This window comes from Pseudonocardia sp. Ae331_Ps2 (genome assembly GCF_001932405.1).
Classification (GTDB): Bacteria; Actinomycetota; Actinomycetes; order Mycobacteriales; family Pseudonocardiaceae; genus Pseudonocardia.
The window spans coordinates 1,038,691-1,055,774 of the sequence record NZ_MCIM01000001.1 but is presented as its reverse complement, the minus strand read 5'-3'; the positions used below and the strand labels follow the sequence as shown (position 1 = coordinate 1,055,774).

The 17,084-nt window shown below is 73.5% G+C and carries 16 protein-coding genes and 1 pseudogene; 9 read left to right on the top strand and 8 right to left on the bottom strand.

Features of this window, described 5'->3' with window-relative positions; translation table 11 throughout:
- Nucleotides 1-157: 157 nt before the first annotated feature.
- The 3 genes from Ae331Ps2_RS04910 to Ae331Ps2_RS04900 all read right to left on the bottom strand — a co-directional run bounded on the left by Ae331Ps2_RS04910 (nucleotide 158) and on the right by Ae331Ps2_RS04900 (nucleotide 2,412).
- On the bottom strand, nucleotides 158-937 hold the full coding sequence (locus Ae331Ps2_RS04910; RefSeq protein ID WP_083695254.1) for a hypothetical protein: 780 nt from the start codon (nucleotides 935-937) through the stop codon (nucleotides 158-160).
- 186 nt (nucleotides 938-1,123) lie between these two features.
- Nucleotides 1,124-1,300 carry a hypothetical protein gene (locus Ae331Ps2_RS31805; RefSeq protein WP_158071534.1) on the bottom strand — a complete coding sequence of 59 codons (177 nt, stop codon included), beginning with the start codon at nucleotides 1,298-1,300 and terminating at the stop codon, nucleotides 1,124-1,126.
- An 83-nt stretch (nucleotides 1,301-1,383) separates the two neighbouring features.
- A complete protein-coding gene (locus Ae331Ps2_RS04900; RefSeq protein ID WP_020623105.1) occupies nucleotides 1,384-2,412 on the bottom strand; it encodes an LLM class F420-dependent oxidoreductase in 1,029 nt (342 codons plus the stop codon).
- Between the two features lie 120 nt (nucleotides 2,413-2,532).
- On the opposite strand from Ae331Ps2_RS04900, the gene Ae331Ps2_RS04895 reads away from it, so the two are divergent.
- Nucleotides 2,533-3,501 (top strand): acyl-CoA desaturase, encoded by a 969-nt coding sequence (locus Ae331Ps2_RS04895; protein ID WP_020623104.1) that lies wholly within the window; start codon nucleotides 2,533-2,535, stop codon nucleotides 3,499-3,501.
- A gap of 75 nt (nucleotides 3,502-3,576) precedes the next feature.
- Here Ae331Ps2_RS04895 and Ae331Ps2_RS04890 read toward each other — a convergent pair whose 3' ends face one another.
- Nucleotides 3,577-4,257, bottom strand: coding sequence for a LysR substrate-binding domain-containing protein (locus tag Ae331Ps2_RS04890; RefSeq protein WP_020622009.1), 681 nt, complete (start codon nucleotides 4,255-4,257; stop codon nucleotides 3,577-3,579).
- A gap of 30 nt (nucleotides 4,258-4,287) precedes the next feature.
- Between Ae331Ps2_RS04890 and Ae331Ps2_RS04885 the strand changes: the two genes are divergently transcribed.
- The 4 genes from Ae331Ps2_RS04885 (at nucleotide 4,288) to Ae331Ps2_RS04870 (ending at nucleotide 6,595) form a co-directional block, all read left to right on the top strand.
- Nucleotides 4,288-4,665: a DUF5997 family protein gene (locus Ae331Ps2_RS04885; RefSeq protein ID WP_043278687.1), complete on the top strand. Its 378-nt coding sequence runs from the start codon at nucleotides 4,288-4,290 to the stop codon at nucleotides 4,663-4,665.
- 43 nt (nucleotides 4,666-4,708) lie between these two features.
- A complete protein-coding gene (locus Ae331Ps2_RS04880; protein ID WP_075310416.1) occupies nucleotides 4,709-5,416 on the top strand; it encodes an alpha/beta fold hydrolase in 708 nt (235 codons plus the stop codon).
- Between the two features lie 364 nt (nucleotides 5,417-5,780).
- A complete protein-coding gene (locus tag Ae331Ps2_RS04875; protein WP_139318939.1) occupies nucleotides 5,781-6,404 on the top strand; it encodes a helix-turn-helix domain-containing protein in 624 nt (207 codons plus the stop codon).
- On the top strand, nucleotides 6,401-6,595 hold the full coding sequence (locus tag Ae331Ps2_RS04870) for a hypothetical protein (RefSeq protein ID WP_020623821.1): 195 nt from the start codon (nucleotides 6,401-6,403) through the stop codon (nucleotides 6,593-6,595). Before Ae331Ps2_RS04875 ends, Ae331Ps2_RS04870 begins: the two co-directional genes overlap by 4 nt.
- Before the next feature lie 217 nt (nucleotides 6,596-6,812).
- Here Ae331Ps2_RS04870 and katG read toward each other — a convergent pair whose 3' ends face one another.
- From katG to Ae331Ps2_RS04850, 4 genes and pseudogenes are all read right to left on the bottom strand, one after another.
- Complete coding sequence (gene katG / locus Ae331Ps2_RS04865; RefSeq protein ID WP_020623822.1) at nucleotides 6,813-9,059, bottom strand: catalase/peroxidase HPI; 2,247 nt, start codon at nucleotides 9,057-9,059, stop codon at nucleotides 6,813-6,815.
- The gene (locus Ae331Ps2_RS04860; protein WP_043278241.1) at nucleotides 9,052-9,471 is read right to left on the bottom strand and encodes a Fur family transcriptional regulator; all 420 of its coding nucleotides are present in this window, start codon (nucleotides 9,469-9,471) and stop codon (nucleotides 9,052-9,054) included. The genes katG and Ae331Ps2_RS04860 overlap by 8 nt, the downstream gene beginning before the upstream one ends.
- Nucleotides 9,472-9,618: 147 nt before the next feature.
- Nucleotides 9,619-9,792 (bottom strand): annotated as a pseudogene (locus tag Ae331Ps2_RS33045) (long-chain fatty acid--CoA ligase); the annotation flags it as partial.
- 134 nt (nucleotides 9,793-9,926) lie between these two features.
- Entirely contained in the window at nucleotides 9,927-10,340 is a 414-nt protein-coding gene (locus Ae331Ps2_RS04850) for a nuclear transport factor 2 family protein (protein ID WP_083695253.1), read from the bottom strand.
- A 108-nt stretch (nucleotides 10,341-10,448) separates the two neighbouring features.
- Between Ae331Ps2_RS04850 and Ae331Ps2_RS04845 the strand changes: the two genes are divergently transcribed.
- The 4 genes from Ae331Ps2_RS04845 to Ae331Ps2_RS04830 all read left to right on the top strand — a co-directional run bounded on the left by Ae331Ps2_RS04845 (nucleotide 10,449) and on the right by Ae331Ps2_RS04830 (nucleotide 17,054).
- Nucleotides 10,449-11,048 (top strand): TetR/AcrR family transcriptional regulator, encoded by a 600-nt coding sequence (locus Ae331Ps2_RS04845; protein WP_075310420.1) that lies wholly within the window; start codon nucleotides 10,449-10,451, stop codon nucleotides 11,046-11,048.
- 158 nt (nucleotides 11,049-11,206) lie between these two features.
- Nucleotides 11,207-12,148, top strand: a complete 942-nt coding sequence (locus tag Ae331Ps2_RS04840; RefSeq protein WP_075310422.1) for an ATP-binding cassette domain-containing protein — start codon at nucleotides 11,207-11,209, stop codon at nucleotides 12,146-12,148.
- Nucleotides 12,148-13,008 carry a hypothetical protein gene (locus Ae331Ps2_RS04835; protein WP_075310424.1) on the top strand — a complete coding sequence of 287 codons (861 nt, stop codon included), beginning with the start codon at nucleotides 12,148-12,150 and terminating at the stop codon, nucleotides 13,006-13,008. Before Ae331Ps2_RS04840 ends, Ae331Ps2_RS04835 begins: the two co-directional genes overlap by 1 nt.
- A 257-nt stretch (nucleotides 13,009-13,265) precedes the next feature.
- Nucleotides 13,266-17,054 carry an ABC transporter ATP-binding protein gene (locus Ae331Ps2_RS04830; RefSeq protein ID WP_083695251.1) on the top strand — a complete coding sequence of 1,263 codons (3,789 nt, stop codon included), beginning with the start codon at nucleotides 13,266-13,268 and terminating at the stop codon, nucleotides 17,052-17,054.
- Nucleotides 17,055-17,084: the final 30 nt, after the last annotated feature.

Here is a 17,084-nt window from a genome sequence, read left to right as displayed (position 1 = left end):
TGCTCGATGACACTCTGCGTCAACCGCCTTGATAGCTGCTCGATTTTTCGCGACCGGCTACCAGGTTAGTCCCCTTGGCACGAGACCGGGCAGTGTGCCGGGTCCCACTTCGTGATCGTTTCGTGATCGACCGCCCGCGGACGGCGAGCGGCACGATTCAGAAGCCGGGCGGGGAGCCGAGCACGTCGACCACGGAGGTCTGCGTGGTCGTCTCGGCGACGACGGTGCCGACCGGCGGGCCGACGCGGGCCGGGCGCCGGACGGTGTCGCGCTCGCCGGCGTACTGCCCGTCGACAGGGGAGATCAGCAGCTCGGTGCGGACCGGCCCGTCGTCGTGGACGAGGGTGGGGTGCCGCTCGCCGTCGAGGTTGTCGGTCTCGCCGAGGGAGACGGCGGGCATCCGGCGCAGCGCGGCGTACAGCACCGCGCGCAGCTCGGCGGGGACCCGGCAGGTCCGCAGCGCGCTCACGGCGCTGGGGAACGGGCCGGTGTAACCGCGGCCGGGCGGGCTGTCGGCGATCAGCCGGTCCAGCATCGCCGCCGGGTCGCGGGGCAGGCCGGCGAGGAACGCCTCGGTCGGGTTGGCCCACGAGCCGACCTTCGCGGCGGGCCGGTGGCCGTGGAGCTCGGCGTAGAAGTCCCCGTGCGGGGCGCGGAAGCGGCCGGTGGGCCACTGGTCGGCGATGTCGAAGCCGTCCTCGATCGCCGCCGCGCCGTCACCGCACAGCCAGTGCACGCGGCCGGTCAGCTCGCGGTCGAGCAGCCAGTCCTGGGCCGGGTCGAGCGGCGTCCACTGCTGGAGCAGGTGCTCGCTGTAGTGGACACAGAGCTCGTCGCGGGCGAAGCAGGTCCCCATCCACCAGGCGTGCGTCGCCGTGTGCCGGTACTGACCGGGGGAGATCGGCTCGTCGGAGGTCCGGATGGCGAGCTCCAGCAAGTCGGTCTCCTCGTCATGTCGCGAGTCCTGTCGCGGGTGCCCCGCCGGGGGTTGCCCGGAGCACCGTGAACCGTGGATGACGTCACACATTCTCTACGCCCCGCCTACGAGCCGTGACAGGACCCCCCGGTACTGGGCCGAACGGCGCAATGTCGCAGGTCCCTCCGTCGGGGGGCGGCGTGGCGCTCACGCGGCCGCGCCGCGGCCGGACGGCCGGAGCCCGCGGTGGCGTCCGGCGCGACGGCGGACGGGTCCTGGCCCGCGCAGGCGGTGCGGCCCGGAGAGCCCGGCGAACCGGGCTCCGGCCACGACCGCGTCGCGCTCGTCGGGGGTGAGGTCCTGACCAACGGTGCTGTCGACCACGTCACCCAGATGAGCACGCCCGCGCGGGCCCGGCAAGCCGGGACCCGGGACGTCGACCCAGGACATCGGCCCAGGACGTCGACCTACGACATCCAGGTCTTGAGCTTCTCGAACGTGTGGTTCACGTCGTTGGTCATCGGGTTCACGTGCAGGTGGGTGATCCCGTTCTCGCGCAGGGCGGCGATCCGCTCGCGGACGTGCCCCTCGGGGCCGATCAGGGTGACCTTGTCGATGAAGTCGGCGGGGAGGGCGGCCATGGCCTCCTCCTTCTTCCCGTCCAGGTAGAGGTCCTGCACGGTCTTCGCCTCGTCGGCGTAGCCCTGCTTGGCGAACACGGTGTTGTAGAAGTTCTTCCCGCGCGCCCCCATGCCGCCGATGTAGAGCGCGTAGAGGCCGCGGGCGGCCTGGCGGGCGGGCTCGAAGAACTCCTCCTCGAGCGCGACGATCCCGCCGCCGGTGATCTGCAGCGGACCCAGCTCGGGGGCGCGCTTGGCGTAGCCGGCCTGCAGCGCGGGCCCGAAGACCTCCTGGATCTTCTCCGGCAGCACGACGTGCGGGAGCCAGCCGTTCGCCAGCTCCGCGGTCATCTCCAGGTTCTTCTCGCCCAGCGCGGCGACCCAGACCGGGATGTCGGCGCGCTTCGGGTGGTTGATGATCTTCAGTGGCTTGCCGAGGCCGGTGCCGCCGGGCAGCGGGATCGGGTAGAGCCCGTCGTTGGTGAGCTTCTCCTCCCGCTTCCAGACCTTGCGGCAGATCTCGATGATCTCGCGCGTGCGCCCGACCGGCTTGTCGTAGGCGACCCCGTGGAAGCCCTCGATGACCTGCGGGCCGGACGCGCCGAGGCCCAGGTTGAACCGACCGTCGGACAGGGCGTCGAGGCCGGCCGCGGTCATCGCGGTCAGGGTCGGGGTGCGCGAGTAGATCGGCAGGATCGCCGACCCGATCTCGAGACGCTCGGTGCGGGCGGCGAGGTAGCCGAGCAGGGAGACGGCGTCGAACGAGTACGCCTCGGCGGCCCAGACGACGTCGAGGCCGGCGCGTTCCATGTCGGTGACGGCGTCCGCGTTGCGGATCGGGTCGTCGCCGTAGGGGAGGACGGTGGAGAGCTTCACTCCCCGTTCAGTACTCACAAGTTACTCGTCGGTCAAGTCCGGGCCGGGGCGGAACCCGAATCCGAACAGGGGGGTTAACCGCACTGCCCGCGGGGTAGGGGTGCCGCGACAGTGGGACGCATGACGCTCGAGGCCGCACCACCCCGCAGCACGTCCGAGAAGCGGACGCCCGCTCCGATCGTCGACGGGCAGCGCCCGCCCGGCGCGATGTTCCTGGTCGGACTGTTCGTGATCCTCCCGACGCTCGCGCTGTTCGCCGCCGTCCCGCTCGCCTGGGGCTGGGGTCTCGGGTGGGTCGACGTCGCGCTGTTCGTCGTCTTCTACGCCGTCAGCGGCCTGGGTGTGACCGTCGGTTTCCACCGCTACTTCACCCACGGCTCGTTCAAGGCGAACCGTCCGCTGCGGATCGCCCTGGCGATCGCCGGCAGCATCTCGCTGCAGGGCAGCGTGCTCGACTGGGTCGGCGACCACCGCCGCCACCACGCGTTCTCCGACAAGGAGGGCGACCCCCACTCGCCGTGGCTCTACGGCACCGGCGCCTCGGCGCTGGTCAAGGGCTTCTGGCACTCGCACCTGGGCTGGCTGTTCGACCGCGACCTCACCAACATGAAGCGGTTCGCCCCGGACCTGCTCGCTGACCGCGACATGATGCGCGTTGAGAAGGCGTTCCCGCTGATCGTCGTCTTCAGCCTGGCGGGCCCGGCGCTCATCGGCGGTCTGGTGACCATGTCCTGGTGGGGCGCGTTCACCGCGTTCTTCTGGGCCGGTCTGGTCCGCGTCGCGGTGCTGCACCACGTCACCTGGTCGATCAACTCGATCTGCCACATCTGGGGCGAGCGCCCCTTCGCCTCCCGTGACAAGTCCGCCAACGTCTGGTGGCTGGCGGTCCTGTCCTTCGGCGAGTCCTGGCACAACCTGCACCACGCCGACCCGACCTGCGCCCGGCACGGTGTGAAGAAGGGCCAGATCGACATCTCGGCCGCCGTCATCCGCGGCTTCGAGAAGCTCGGCTGGGCGACCGCCGTCCGCTGGCCCACCACGCGCCGCCTCGAGAAGCTCTCGCAGAAGCCGGTGCCTGCCGCGGCCTGACCCGTCCGCGTCATACGCCCGACGCCCCCGGTGCCCCGTGCGCCGGGGGCGTCGTCGTGTCCGGGGGGGGGGGGGCTAGCGGCGACGCCGGGCCGGTCGCCGCTTCGCCGCCGTCGACGCGGGGCGGCGCGCCGGCGCGGCCGGTGGCTCGCTGCGCCGGGTCCGGGTGCTGTGTGCCGAGCGGCCGCGCACGATCCCGATGAACTCCTCCATCAGGTCGCTGTTCTCGGCGTCCGGCCAGGTCAGCGCGACGCCGGAGCCCGGCGCGTCGACCAACGGCCGGTAGGTGAGGTCCCGGCGGTGGTGCAGCCGGGCCAGCGACTGCGGGACGACCAGCAGCCCGACCCCCGCCGCGACGATCTCGACCGCCTCGGCCGTCGTCGGCGGGGTGTACTCCGCGGCCCGGCCGGGCGGCCCGTCGGGCCAGTCGAGGGTGTCGTCGCCGGTGCGCAGGACGATCTCGTCGGTCAGGTCGGCGACGGTCACCTCGTCGGCCGCGGTCACCACGTGCTCCTTCGGGACCACCACCACGGTCGTCTCGGTGTAGAGCGGGATCGCGTGCAGTCCGGTCCGGTCGATCGGCAGCCGGGCGACGGCCGCGTCCACCGTGCCCGCGCGGACCAGGTCCGCGGCCTCGGCCGGGCTCACCGTGTGCAGCTCCAGGGGGACCCCGGGGCGGCGCTCGGCCCACATCCGGGTCCACTTGCCGGGGGTGACGCCCGGGACGTAGCCGAGGTGGAAGGACGTGGCGGTCACCGGTCGAGGCTAGCCGCCTAGCCTGGTGACATGACGCGCCAGAGGTCCGCCCAGACGATGAAGCCCGCGACCGCGGCGAAGAAGCTCGGTGTGCTCCTCGACGCCACCCCCGCCGACTTCCGCGAGGGGGTCGTCTCCCGCGACGAGCTCGACGCGCTGCAGGCCGACCCGCCGGAGTGGCTGCGCGAGCTGCGCGCCACCGGGCCGCACCCGCGCCCGGTCGTCGCGGACCGGCTCGGGGTGTCGATCTCGGGACTGGCCCGCGCCGGGATCACCGAGCCGCTGACCACCGAGCAGATCGCCGCGATCAAGGCCGAGGAGCCCGAGTGGCTGGCCCGTGAGCGCGCCACCCGCGCCGAGAGCCAGCGCGAGGCCGCTCGGCTGAAGGCCGAGCAGCAGAAGAACTAGCACGAGGACCGGAACCGTCCTCGTCCGCCGCCAGGCTCGGGGCATGACGAGCTACCTGCTGGTTCCCGGGTTCTGGATCGACGCGACGGCATGGAGCGCGGTCGCGGGCGACCTGCGCGCCCGCGGGCACGACGTCACCGCGCTCGACCTCGGTCACGGGCCCGGGGCCACCGCCCGGACCCGCGTCGACGACGTGCTCGCCGCGCTGGGTGGCGCGGGCGAGCCGGTCGTGCTCGTCGGTCACAGCGGCGCGGGCCCGGTCTGCGCGGCGGCGGCCGAGCGGGCCCGGGACCGGGTCGCGCACCTGGTGTTCGTCGACACCGGACCGCTGCCCGACGGGGTCGCGCAGATCGACTTCACTCCGCCCGACGCGCAGGCCGCGACCCGGGCGACCCTCGCCGAGCACGGTGCACTGCCGATGCCGTCCCGCGCCGAGCTCGACGCCGCGGGCAGCAGCACCGCAGGCATCCCCGACACCGTCTTCGACGACGTCCGTGCCCGCTCGACGGCCGAGCCGCCCGGGGTGGTGCTCACCGGCGCCCGTCGCGGAACGCCCGATCCCTCGCTGCCGAAGACCGTCGTGGCCTGCAGCTTCACCCCCGCCGATGCCCGCGAGCTGATCGACGCCGGGGTGCCCGGGTTCGCGGAGATGGACGGTCCGGAGTGGACGTTCGTGGCGCTGCCGACGGGGCACTGGCCGATGCTCTCCGCGCCGTCGGAGCTCGCGGGGGTGCTCGACGGGCTGGGGTGATCCCGCCCGTCGCGCATTCCGGTCGCGCCGCCGCTCTGCCGTCCCGTCCCGGCCCGCCGCCCGGCCCGCCGCCCGGCCCGGCGGTCGGCCCATCGCCCGGCCCGCCGGTTGGCCCGCCGCCCGGCTCGCCGGTCGGCCCATCGCCCGGCCCGCCGCCCGCCCCGCTGTCCGGCCCGCCGGTCGCCGAGATGCAGCTCAGCGGGCCGTGGAGATCGACAGCTCCCGCTGAGCTGCATCTCGACGACCCTCGGATGTCGCGATGCGGGTCAGGGCTGTGCGCACGTGCGCCGGGGCAGCCCTCGGCTGCATCGCGGCGCGGTCGAGTCGTATCAGCACTCCTTGCTCAAAGTATCTTGATAAAGGTATGTTGACTTCTGTGCCGAAGGAGCCCTACACCCTCACCGACCCCGCGCGGCTGCGCGCGCTGTCCCATCCGCTGCGGGTGGAGCTGCTGGAGGTGGTCGGGCTCGAACGGACCGCGACGGCCACCCGGTGCGCCGAGCTCACCGGCGAGAGCGTGGCCAGCTGCGCGTACCACCTGGGGATCCTCGCCAAGTACGGCTTCGTCGAGCCGGCCGAGGGCGGCCGCGGCCGGGAGAAGCCCTGGAAGCTCGTCCGCTACGGCCAGTCCTGGGGCGTCGAGGACGGCATGGAGCCGGAGACCGCGATGGCGGCGGAGACGCTGTCGGAGGTCTACGTCGACCGGGTCGCCGAGAAGATGAAGCGGTGGTTCCGGCGCGCCGGGGCCGAGGCACCCGAGTGGCGTGAGGGTGCCGGGTTCTCGGCGGGCTCCACCTGGATGACCGCTGAGGAGCTCGGCGCGCTGCACGACGAGCTGATCGCCGTCTCGCGACGGTTCGAGCAGCGGCAGCACGACCCGTCGGTCCGTCCGCCGGGGGCACGTCCGGTCGAGTTCTTCTTCGGCACGTGGCTCCCGCGACCGCCGCACGAGATCACCCCGTCCGAACCGCCGGGAGGCGGGTCGTGATCGAGGACCACTGGGCCCGGCTCGCGCGGGCGCGGATGGCGGACCTGCACCGCGAGGCCGAGGCTCACCGTCTCGGTCGCGGCCGCCCCCGTCCGCGGGTGCGGGACTCCCTGCACTCCGCCTACGCCCGTCTGTGGTGGGCCGTCCGCCCGCGTGCCGGGACCTGGGCCCCACGGCTGCTGCAGCACTGACGCCCCGGTCCACGGGACGCCCGTCGACCGGCACCGCCGGCGCCGACCCGCCGAGATGCAGCTCAGCGGGAGTTGTGGATCTCCCCAGCCCGCTGAGCTGCATCTCGGTGTCCGGAATGCGTCGAGATGCAGCTCAGGGTCCGTGCGGGGGGCCGGACATGACGACGCCCGGGCCGGTGACCCGGCCCGGGCGTCGTGACGTGCTGCTACGCGACGATCAGACGTCGTAGCGGTCGGCCATCATGACCTTGTCCCAGGCGGCGACGAAGTCGCGGACGAACTTCTCCTTCGCGTCGTCGGAGGCGTAGACCTCGGCGACGGCGCGCAGCTCGGAGTTCGACCCGAAGACCAGGTCGGCGCGGGTGCCGGTCCACTTGACGTTCCCGGAGGCGTCGACGGCCTCGAAGGAGTCGTCGTCGCCGGCCACCGAGCGCCACTGGACGTCGCCGGCCAGCAGGTTGGTGAAGAAGTCGTTGGACAGCGTGCCGACCCGGTCGGTGAACACGCCGGCCGTCGACCCGCCGGTGTTGGCGCCCAGCACGCGCAGGCCGCCGACCAGCACGGTCATCTCCGGGGCGGAGACGCCGAGCAGGTTCGCGCGGTCGACGAGCAGGAACTCGCCGGGCAGGGTGTGGCCCTTGCCGCGGTAGTTGCGGAAGCCGTCGGCGGTGGGCTCCAGGTAGGAGAACGACTCGACGTCGGTCTTCTCCTGGGTGGCGTCGGTCCGGCCCGGGACGAACGGCACGGTGATGTCGTGCCCGCCGTCCTTGGCGGCCTTCTCCAGGGCGGCGGCACCGGCCAGCACGACGAGGTCGGCGAAGGAGATCTTCTTGCCGCCGGTCAGGGAGCCGTTGATCTCGGACTGGAGCGACTCCAGCGCCGAGACGACCTGGCGCAGCGTGTCGGGGTCGTTGACCTCCCACTGCAGCTGCGGCTCCAGGCGGATGCGGCCGCCGTTGGCGCCACCGCGCTTGTCGGACTGGCGGAACGACGAGGCCGCGGCCCAGGCGGTCTTGATCAGGTCGGTGACCGACAGGCCGGACTCCAGGACCTTCGCCTTGATCGACGCGACGTCGTCGGCGTCCACCAGCGGGTGGTCGACGGCCGGGACCGGGTCCTGCCACAGGAGCTCCTCCTGCGGCACCCAGGCGCCGATGTAGCGCTCCTTCGGGCCCATGTCGCGGTGGGTCAGCTTGTACCAGGCGCGACGGTAGGTGTCCTCGAACTCGGACGGGTTGTCCAGCCAGCGACGGGTGATCTCGCCGTAGACCGGGTCCACGCGCAGCGCGACGTCGGTGACCAGCATCCGCGGCTTGCGGTTCGGGTAGCCGGGCTCGGGGTCCGGGATGACCTCCGGGCCGTCCTTGGCGACGAACTGCCTGGCGCCGGCCGGCGACTCCTCCAGCTCCCACTCGTAGGCGTAGAGGTGCTTGAGGTAGTCGTGGCTCCACCGGTTCGGGGTGCGGGTCCAGATGACCTCGAGCCCGGATGTGATGGCGTCGCGGCCCTTGCCCTTGCCGTAGTTCTGCTTCCAGCCCAGGCCCTGCTCGGTGATGTCGGCGGCCTCCGGCTCGGGGCCGACGTTGCCGTTCTCGTCGGGGTTGGCGGCACCGTGGGTCTTGCCGAGGGTGTGGCCGCCGACGATCAGCGCCGCGGTCTCCTCGTCGTTCATCGCCATCCGGCCGAAGGTCTCGCGGATGTCGCGCGCGGCGGCGATCGGGTCACCGCTGGCGTCCGGGCCCTCCGGGTTGACGTAGATCAGGCCCATGTGCGACGCGCCGAGCGGCTTCTCCAGCTCGCGGTGGGCGAAGTCCTTGCTGCCGCCGTAGCGCGCCTCGTTGCCCAGCCAGACGTTCTCCGAGCCCCAGTACACGTCCTCGTCGGGCTCCCACACGTCGGCGCGGCCGCCGGCGAAGCCGAACATCGGGAAGCCGGAGATCTCGTGCGCGCGGTTGCCCGCGAAGACCATCAGGTCGGCCCAGGAGACCTTGCGGCCCCACTTCTGCTTGACCGGCCAGAGCAGCCGGCGGGCCTTGTCCAGGTTGCCGTTGTCCGGCCAGCTGTTCAGCGGGGCGAAGCGCTGCATGCCGGCGCCCGCGCCGCCGCGGCCGTCGTAGGTCCGGTAGGTGCCCGCGGAGTGCCAGGCCATCCGGATGAAGAACCCGGCGTAGCTGCCGTGGTCGGCCGGCCACCAGTCCTGCGAGGTGGTGATGACGGCGTCGACGTCGCGCGCGAGCTCGTCGAGGTCGACGGTCGCGAACTCCTTCGCGTAGTCGAAGTCCGGCTCCATCGGGTCCGACGCGGGAGCGTGCTTGCGGAGGATCTTCAGGTTGAGCTGGTTGGGCCACCAGCTCTGGTTGCCGCCACCCTCGGTGGGGTGCGCGATGCGACCGGCGGCGACGGGGCAACCGCCGTCCTGCTCGCGGTTCATCTCGCTCTCGACGGTGGGGTGCTCGTCAGACACGGGACATCCTCTCGGGATCAGTGGATGAGCAGTCGGGGCACCGTCCCCAGTAGACGACCTCGGCCTCGTCGATCACGAAGCCGCTGTCGTCGGAGGCGGTGAGACAGGGTGCGGAGCCGACGGCGCAGTCGACGTCGGCGATGGCGCCACAGGATCGGCAGACCACGTGGTGGTGGTTGTCGCCGACCCGCGCCTCGTACCGCGCGACGGAGCCGGTGGGCTGGATCCGTCGGACCAGCCCTGAGGAGTGCAGCGCACGCAGCACGTCGTAGACGGCCTGGTGCGACACCTCCCCGAGGTCCTCCCGCACGACACGGATGATCGACTCCGTGTCCGCGTGCTGGTGGGAGTGGACCGCCTGCAGCACGGCCAGGCGAGGACGCGTCACGCGCAGCGACGCTCCACGCAACATGCCCTCGTAGTCCGATGCGTTCGACACGGCGGCGAGCCTGCCCGCTTTTCTTGAGTCAGTCAAGTTTCGGCGTGTCTCAGTATGAGACCGGCGCCACATCACCTGGAACGGTGGCCGGAGGTCCTTCTCGACGATCTTGCCGGTCGGGCTGCGAGGGGGCCCCGACAGGGCGTCGACGGTCGTCGGACATGTGAACGACGCGCGGTGGGCGCGCGCATGAACCGGCAGGTCCTCGGGGTCGATGCGGGCGCCGGGGGAGGGTGCGACGCAGGCCTTCGGCGCCTCGCCCCGGCGGTCGTCGGGCGCCCCGATGACGGCGACGTCGCCGACGCCGGCCGGGCGTCCGTGTCATCACGATCCGCGCGCCCCGGGCCGGCGCGACGAACGCGTCGCTGGTCCCGTCGACGTGGAACAGCGGCATCGCGCCCTGTGTGACGTCGGACGGGGCCCGGGCGTCAGTGGCAGGCGGCGGGGAAGGCGGGCCGCAGGTCGAGGGGGTTGATGTAGTCGCGGTAGCGCGCGACCAGATCGCCGTCGAAGGTGACCACCGCGACGTAGGAGATCGCGGCCGGGGTCCCGTCGGCGAAGTGGCCGGTCGAGGACCACTCGGCGGTCAGGGTGTCGCCGCCCTCGTGGATCCGCAGGTCGTGCATCCCGCCGTCGAGGGTCAGGAGATCGGGCACGGTGCGCATCCAGGCCTCGATGGCCTCCCGGCCCTCGACGCGTGTGGGCATCCCCTCCGGGGCGAACGGGAACTCGTGCACGGCGTCCTCGCGGTACATGGCCATGAACGTCTCGGCGTCCTCCCGGTGGAAGGCCTCGAGGCCGGTGGTCAGCAGTCGGACCCGGTCGCCGGTGGACGTGGACATCGCATCCCTCCGTTCCTTCGACGGAACGGTGCCGTTCCGTTTTGGTGTCCGAGGCTGGGTCGACGACCGACGGAACGCAAGCGTTCCGTCGGCGGCTAGGATGTCGGCGTGACGCTCCGACGAACCACCGGCGGCGGATCGGTGCTGCGCCCCCGTGTCACCGAGGCGATCGTGTCCGCGGCCTTCGCCGAGCTGGCCGCGTCCGGGTACGCCCGCCTGTCGATGGAGGCGGTCGCCCGGCGTGCGGGTGTGGGCAAGGCGGCGCTCTACCGCCGCTGGTCGTCGAAGGAGCAGATGCTGGCCGACCTGGTCCGCCAGGCCGTCGCCGACACCTTGCCGCCCGCCCCGGCGACCGGGGCGTTCCGCAGCGACCTGCGTGAGCTGCTCGGTGCCCTGCGCGACCAGGTGGCCACCCCGGTGGTGGCGGCGGTGGTCCCGACGCTGCTCGCCGAGCTCCGCCACACCCCGGCGCTGGCCGAGGTGCTGCAGACGGACGTGGCCGGTCCGCGGCGGGAGGTCGGCGTGCAGATGCTCCGCGCGGCGATCGCGCGGGGGGACCTGCCGCCGTCGGTGGACGTCGATCTCGCGGTCGACCTCCTGATCGCCCCGCTGCTGTTCCGGGTGCTGGTCACGGGGGCGGCGTGCGACGACCCGTACCTGGACACGCTCGCCGCGGCCGTCGAGGCGGCGGTCCGCGCCACCGTGTAGCGGTCGGGGCCCCGACGGCCACGGTCCGGTCGGTCCCGCGCCGCCCGGAACGGTGCGGGGCCCGCCTCCCGCCGCGATCCCGGGCTGGGCGAGGATTGGCGGCAGGCGATGCCCCGGTGCGAACCCCGGGGCGCGACGCGAGACGGACGGAGACCGGAGTGCAGGAGACCGCGTCCACGGACCCGGCGACGGCGGCCGGGAGCGGGCGGATCGTCGTCGAGGGGCTCGGCAAGAGGTTCGGCCCGGTCGAGGCCGTGCACGACCTGTCGTTCACCGTCGAGCCCGGCTCGGTGACCGGGTTCCTCGGGCCCAACGGCTCGGGCAAGACGACGACGCTGCGGATGATCCTCGGCCTGGTCGTGCCCAGCACCGGGCGCGCGCTCGTCGACGGGGTGCCGTTCTCCGCGCTGGTCTCGCCCGGCCGCGTCGTCGGCGCGGTGCTGGAGGTGCAGGGGGTGCATCCGCGACGCACCGCCCGCGCACACCTGCGCGCCGCGGCCGCTGCGATCGGCGTGCCCGACACCCGGGTCGACGAGGTGCTCACCCTGGTGGGCCTGGCCGCCGCCGCGGACCGCTCGGCGGGTGGGTTCTCGCTCGGCATGAACCAGCGGCTGGCCCTGGCGGTGGCACTGCTCGGCGACCCGCGCATCCTCGTGCTCGACGAGCCGGGCAACGGCCTGGACCCCGACGGCATCGCCTGGCTGCGCTCGTTCCTGCAGGCCTTCGCCGCGTCGGGGCGCAGCGTGCTCGTCTCCTCCCACCAGCTGGCCGAGATGGAGCTGACCGCGCAGCGGCTGGTCGTCATCGACCGTGGTGCCTGCCGCTTCGACGGCACCGTCGCCGAGCTGCGCGCCGGCCACGGCTCGCGCGTGCTCGTGCGCGCCGCGGACCCGGCCCGGCTGGCCGAGGCGCTCGCCACGGACGGGATCACCGAGATCGACCGCGTCGACGACGGCGTGCTGGCCGTCGGCGGGGCCGACGCGGTCCGCGTCGGGGACCTGGCGCTCGCCGCGGGCGTCGCCGTGTACGGGATGAGCGAGGAGCGGGCCGGGCTGGAACAGATGTTCCTGCGCCTGCTCGCCGGGGAGGAGCAGCGCTGATGGCGACCGTGAGCCTCGACCGCTTCCGCGCGGTGCTGACCGCGGAGGTCCGCAAGACCCTGTCCACCCGGGTGTGGTGGCTGCTGTTCCTCCCGGTGCTGCTGCTCGCGCTGGCCCAGAGCCTGCTCGGCAGCATCCTGCAGCTGCTCGTGCCGCAGGCCACCGAGACCTCCTCGATCCTGATGCTCGCGGGCCTGGCGTCGGCCCTGACCATGACCGCGATCGTCGGCGCCGCCTTCGGGACCCTGCTGGGCACCGGCGACTTCCGGCACCGCACGGTCACGCTGGCCTACCTGACCGGGTCCCGGGGCCAGGTGCTCGCGGCCAAGGCGGTGATCGCCGCCGTCGTCGCCGGGCTGTACGCACTGGCCCTCGTCGTGGTCGGCCCGCTGCTCGGCGGTGCGACGCTCGGCGGCCAGCAGCTCCCCGACCTCGGCCGGCTCGCCGGGCTGGGCGCGATCGGGATCCTGGTGTGCGCGCTGTGGGGGGTGCTCGGCGTCGCCGTCGGGACCCTGGTCACCAACCAGGCCGGGGCGCTCGCGCTCACCGTCGGCTACCTGCTGATCGGGGAGAACCTGATCGCCGGGGCGCTGCGCGCGGGCGACGGGTCCTCGCTCGGCGACCCGTCGGTGTTCGCCCGGCTGACCCCGTTCCTGCCCGGCAACGCCGGTGACCTCGCGGTCTGGGAGCCGGTCGTGAGCTCGGCGGGGCTGGGCGCGCAGTCCCGGTTCGTCCTGGAGTTCCTGGCCGGGGTCAGCGCCCCGCCGCCCGGCTGGGTCGGGCTGCTGGTCCTGGCGGCCTGGACGGCCGCAGGGATCGCGCTGGCCGCCGTCGTCGGGGCACGGCGGGACATCACCTGAGCAGTGCCGCTGCGCGTCCCGTCGATCAGTGCATGAGCGTTGTCCGCCCAGCTACCGGCAGCGCTCATGTACTGATCGACAGCGGAGCGCCGGGTCCGTGGGGGTGGTGCGGAGGAGCTGCCGCCGTCGACGGTGGATGCCCCGTATCGGGCGGCGTCGACGGGCCGGTTGTCGGGGGTCGGGCATAGCCTGGCGACGTGCCCACTCCCCACCCCTCCGCAGGCCCCGGCTGGATCCGCAGACTGGCCGCGGCCTGCATGCGGCACCGCCGCGTCACGGTCGGTGCGCTGGTCGCGTCCATGCTCGGCGTCGGGCTGGAGGCGATCGGCCCGCTGCTGATCCGCGAGGGCGTGAACGGCGCGATCGGCGGGGACACCGGCGTGCTCGCGCCGGTCGTCGGTGGGCTCCTGGTGCTGGGCGTGCTGAAGTTCGTCGGCGCGTTCGTGCGCCGCTACCTCGGCGGCAAGATGGCGCTGAACGTGCAGCACGACCTGCGGCGCGCGGTGTTCGGCGCGGTGCAGCGGATGGACGGGGTCCGCCAGGACCGGCTGCGCACCGGCCAGGTCGCCTCGCGGGCCATCTCCGACCTGCAGCTGGTGCAGGGCTTCCTGTCGATGGTTCCGCTGTCGGCGGGCACCGTCGTGCTGGTGGTCGTCGCGGTCGTCGCGATGCTGTACCTGTCTCCGTTGCTCACGGTGGTCGCGCTGGTCCTGCTGCCGCTGGCGTTCCTGGCCACCAACAGCATCCGGCGCAGGCTGTTCCCGGCCACCTGGTCCGCGCAGCAGCGGGCCGCCGAGATCGCCCAGCAGGTCGAGGAGACCGTCACCGGCGTGCGCGTGGTGAAGGGCTTCGGGCAGGAGGCCCGCGAGACCGCCACGCTGGAGGGCCGGGCCCGCCGGCTCTACGGCGAGCGGTTGCGGGCCGCCGGGCTGACCGCGCGGCTCAACCCGATGCTGCTGGCGCTGCCCGGCCTGGGGCAGGTCGCGGTGATCGGCATCGGTGGCTGGATGGCCGCCCGGGGCACGATCGACCTCGGCACGTTCCTGGCGTTCACCACCTACGTCGGCATGCTCGTCGGGCCCGCCCGGCTGATCGGCGCGCTCGTGGTCACCGCGCAGCTGACCCGGGCCGGCGCCGAGCGCGTCTTCGAGATCGTCGACTCCGCACCGGGGATCGTGGACCCGGAACGTCCGGCCTCGCTCCCCGAGGGCCCCCTGACCGTCGAGCTGGAGGACGTCCGGTTCGGCTACGAGCCCGCGGGCTCCGGCCCGGACGGCCACGCCGCCCCCGACCCGGTCCTGGACGGGCTCTCCCTGCGCGTCGAGCCCGGTGAGACCCTCGCCCTGGTCGGCCCGCCCGGCTCGGGCAAGTCGACGGTGGCGCTGCTGCTGCCCCGGTTCTACGACCCGCAGGCCGGGCGTCTCGCGATCGGCGGGGTGGACCTGCGCGACCTGCGGCTGCACGACCTGCGCGCCGAGCTGGGGGTGGTGTTCGAGGAGGCGTTCCTGTTCTCCGACACCATCCGCAACAACATCGCCTATGGCCGCCCCGACGCCGACGAGGACGAGATCCGCGCCGCCGCCGAGGCGGCGCAGGTCGCGTCGTTCGTCGAGGACCTGCCCGACGGCTACGACACCGAGGTCGGCGAGCGCGGCCTGACCCTGTCCGGTGGCCAGCGACAGCGGATCGCACTGGCCCGGGCGATGCTCACCCGGCCGCGGGTGCTCGTGCTCGACGACGCGACCTCCGCGGTCGACACCGCCACCGAGGCCGCGATCCACGAGACCCTGCACGAGCTGACCGCCGAGCGGACCACGCTGCTGGTCGCGCACCGCCGGTCCACCCTGGCGCTGGCCGACCGGATCGCGGTCCTGGACAAGGGGCAGGTGGTCGACACCGGCACCGAGGACGAGCTGCGCAGCCGGTGCGCGCTGTTCCGGGAGCTGCTGGCCACCGGCCCCGCCGACGAGCTGGGCGGCGGCACCCGCGCGGCCACCGTCGCCCCGGTCGGCGACGAGCCCGCGGACGACACCGGCGGGGCGGGCGCCGGCGAGACGATGGCGGCGTTCGAGGCAGCCGTCCCGGCCGTCACCCCGGAGCTGTGGCCGCGGGTCAGCGTCGAGCAGGACCCGGACCGGGCCCTGACCCGCGGCGGCGGAGGCGGCGCGGCCGGGTGGGCGGGCGGGATCAGCGCGACCCCCGAGCTGCTCGAGTCCGTCGCGAAGCTGCCCCCGGTGACCGAGACGCCCCGGCTGCACGGCGACGACGACCCGACGGCCCCCGACCCCGCGTTCCGGCTGTCCTCGCTGCTGCGGCCGGTGCGCTGGCTGCTGGTGCTCGGCGTCGCGCTGATGACCGTGGACGCGCTGGCGACCCTGGCCCTGCCGAGCATCGCCCGGATCGCCGTCGACGACGGCATCGCCGACGGCGCCACTCGGGTCCTGCTGCTGGCGGCGCTGGCCGGGCTGCTGATCGTCGTGCTGGACGCGGTGGTCGTCGGGTTCCAGACGCTGGTCACCGCCCGGGCCGGGGAGAGCCTGCTCTACCTGCTGCGGCTGCGCAGCTACGCGCACCTGCAGCGGCTCGGCCTCGACTTCTACGAGCGGGAGCTGTCCGGCCGGATCATGACCCGGATGACCACCGACGTGGACGCGCTGTCCACGTTCCTGCAGACCGGGCTGGCGCAGGCCGTCGTCAGCCTCCTGACGATCGGCGGGGTCGCGACCGCCCTGGTGCTCACCGACCCGGAGCTCGCGCTGTACGCGCTGGGCTGGCTGCTGCCGCTGCTCGCGGTCGGCACCGTGGTGTTCCGCCGGTTCTCCTCCCGCGCCTACGCCGAGGCCCGCGAGCGGGTCAGCGTGGTCAACGCCGACCTGCAGGAGAACGTGTCCGGGGTCCGCATCGCGCAGGCCTACGTCCGCGAGGAGCTGAGCTACGACCGCTTCGGCGAGCGGTCCGACGCCTACCGTCGGTCGCGGCTGCGCGCGCAGCGCTACATCGCCACCTACTTCCCGTTCGTGGGGTTGCTGTCCGACATCGCGACGGCGGTGGTGCTGTTCGTCGGCGGCACCCGGATCGTCGGCGGGGACATCACCCCGGGTGTGCTCACCGCGTTCCTGCTGTACCTGACCCTGTTCTTCGGCCCGGTGCAGCAGCTGTCGCAGGTGTTCGACGGCTACCAGCAGGCCCGGGTCGGCCTGAACCGGATCTCGGAGCTGCTGCGCACGCCCACCTCGGTCCCGGACGAGCCGCAGCGGCCGGTGCCGGTGCCGTCGCGGCTGCGCGGCGAGGTCGAGCTCGACCACGTGACGTTCCGCTACCCGGGGGTCGACGCCCCCGCCCTCGACGACGTGTCGCTGCGCGTCGGTGCGGGTGAGACCGTCGCGCTGGTGGGCGCGACCGGCGCCGGGAAGTCGACGCTGATCAAGCTGATCGCCCGGTTCTACGACACCGGCGAGGGCCAGGTCCGCGTCGACGGCGTCGACGTGCGCCGCTTCCCGCTGGCCGGGTACCGGTCCCGGCTCGGGGTGGTCCCGCAGGAGGCGCACCTGTTCACCGGTGACGTCGCCTCCAACATCGCCTACGGCCGCCCGGACGCCCCGCCGGAGCGGATCGAGGCCGCGGCCCGCGCGGTCGGGGCGCTGGGCCTGGTGCGGTCGCTGCCCCAGGGGTTCCACACCCCCGTCGGCGAGCGGGGGCAGGGCCTGTCGGCGGGACAGCGGCAGCTCGTCGCGCTCGCGAGGGCCGAGCTGGTCGACCCGGACGTGCTGATCTTCGACGAGGCGACCGCGGCGCTGGACCCGGCCACCGAGGCCACCGTGCTGGCGGCGGGGGAGCGGGTGGCGTCGCGGCGGACCGCGTTCGTCGTCGCCCACCGGCTGCAGACCGCCCGGCGGTCGGACCGGATCGTGGTGCTGTCCGGCGGCCGGATCGCCGAGGAGGGCACCCACGACGAGCTGGTCCGCGCGGGCGGTCGGTATGCGGCCCTGTGGCGCGCGGGGGAGCTGGAGCTGGAGCCGGACAGCCCGCTGGCCGCACGGACCTGACCCGGGTCGGCCGGGTCACCGGGTCGACCG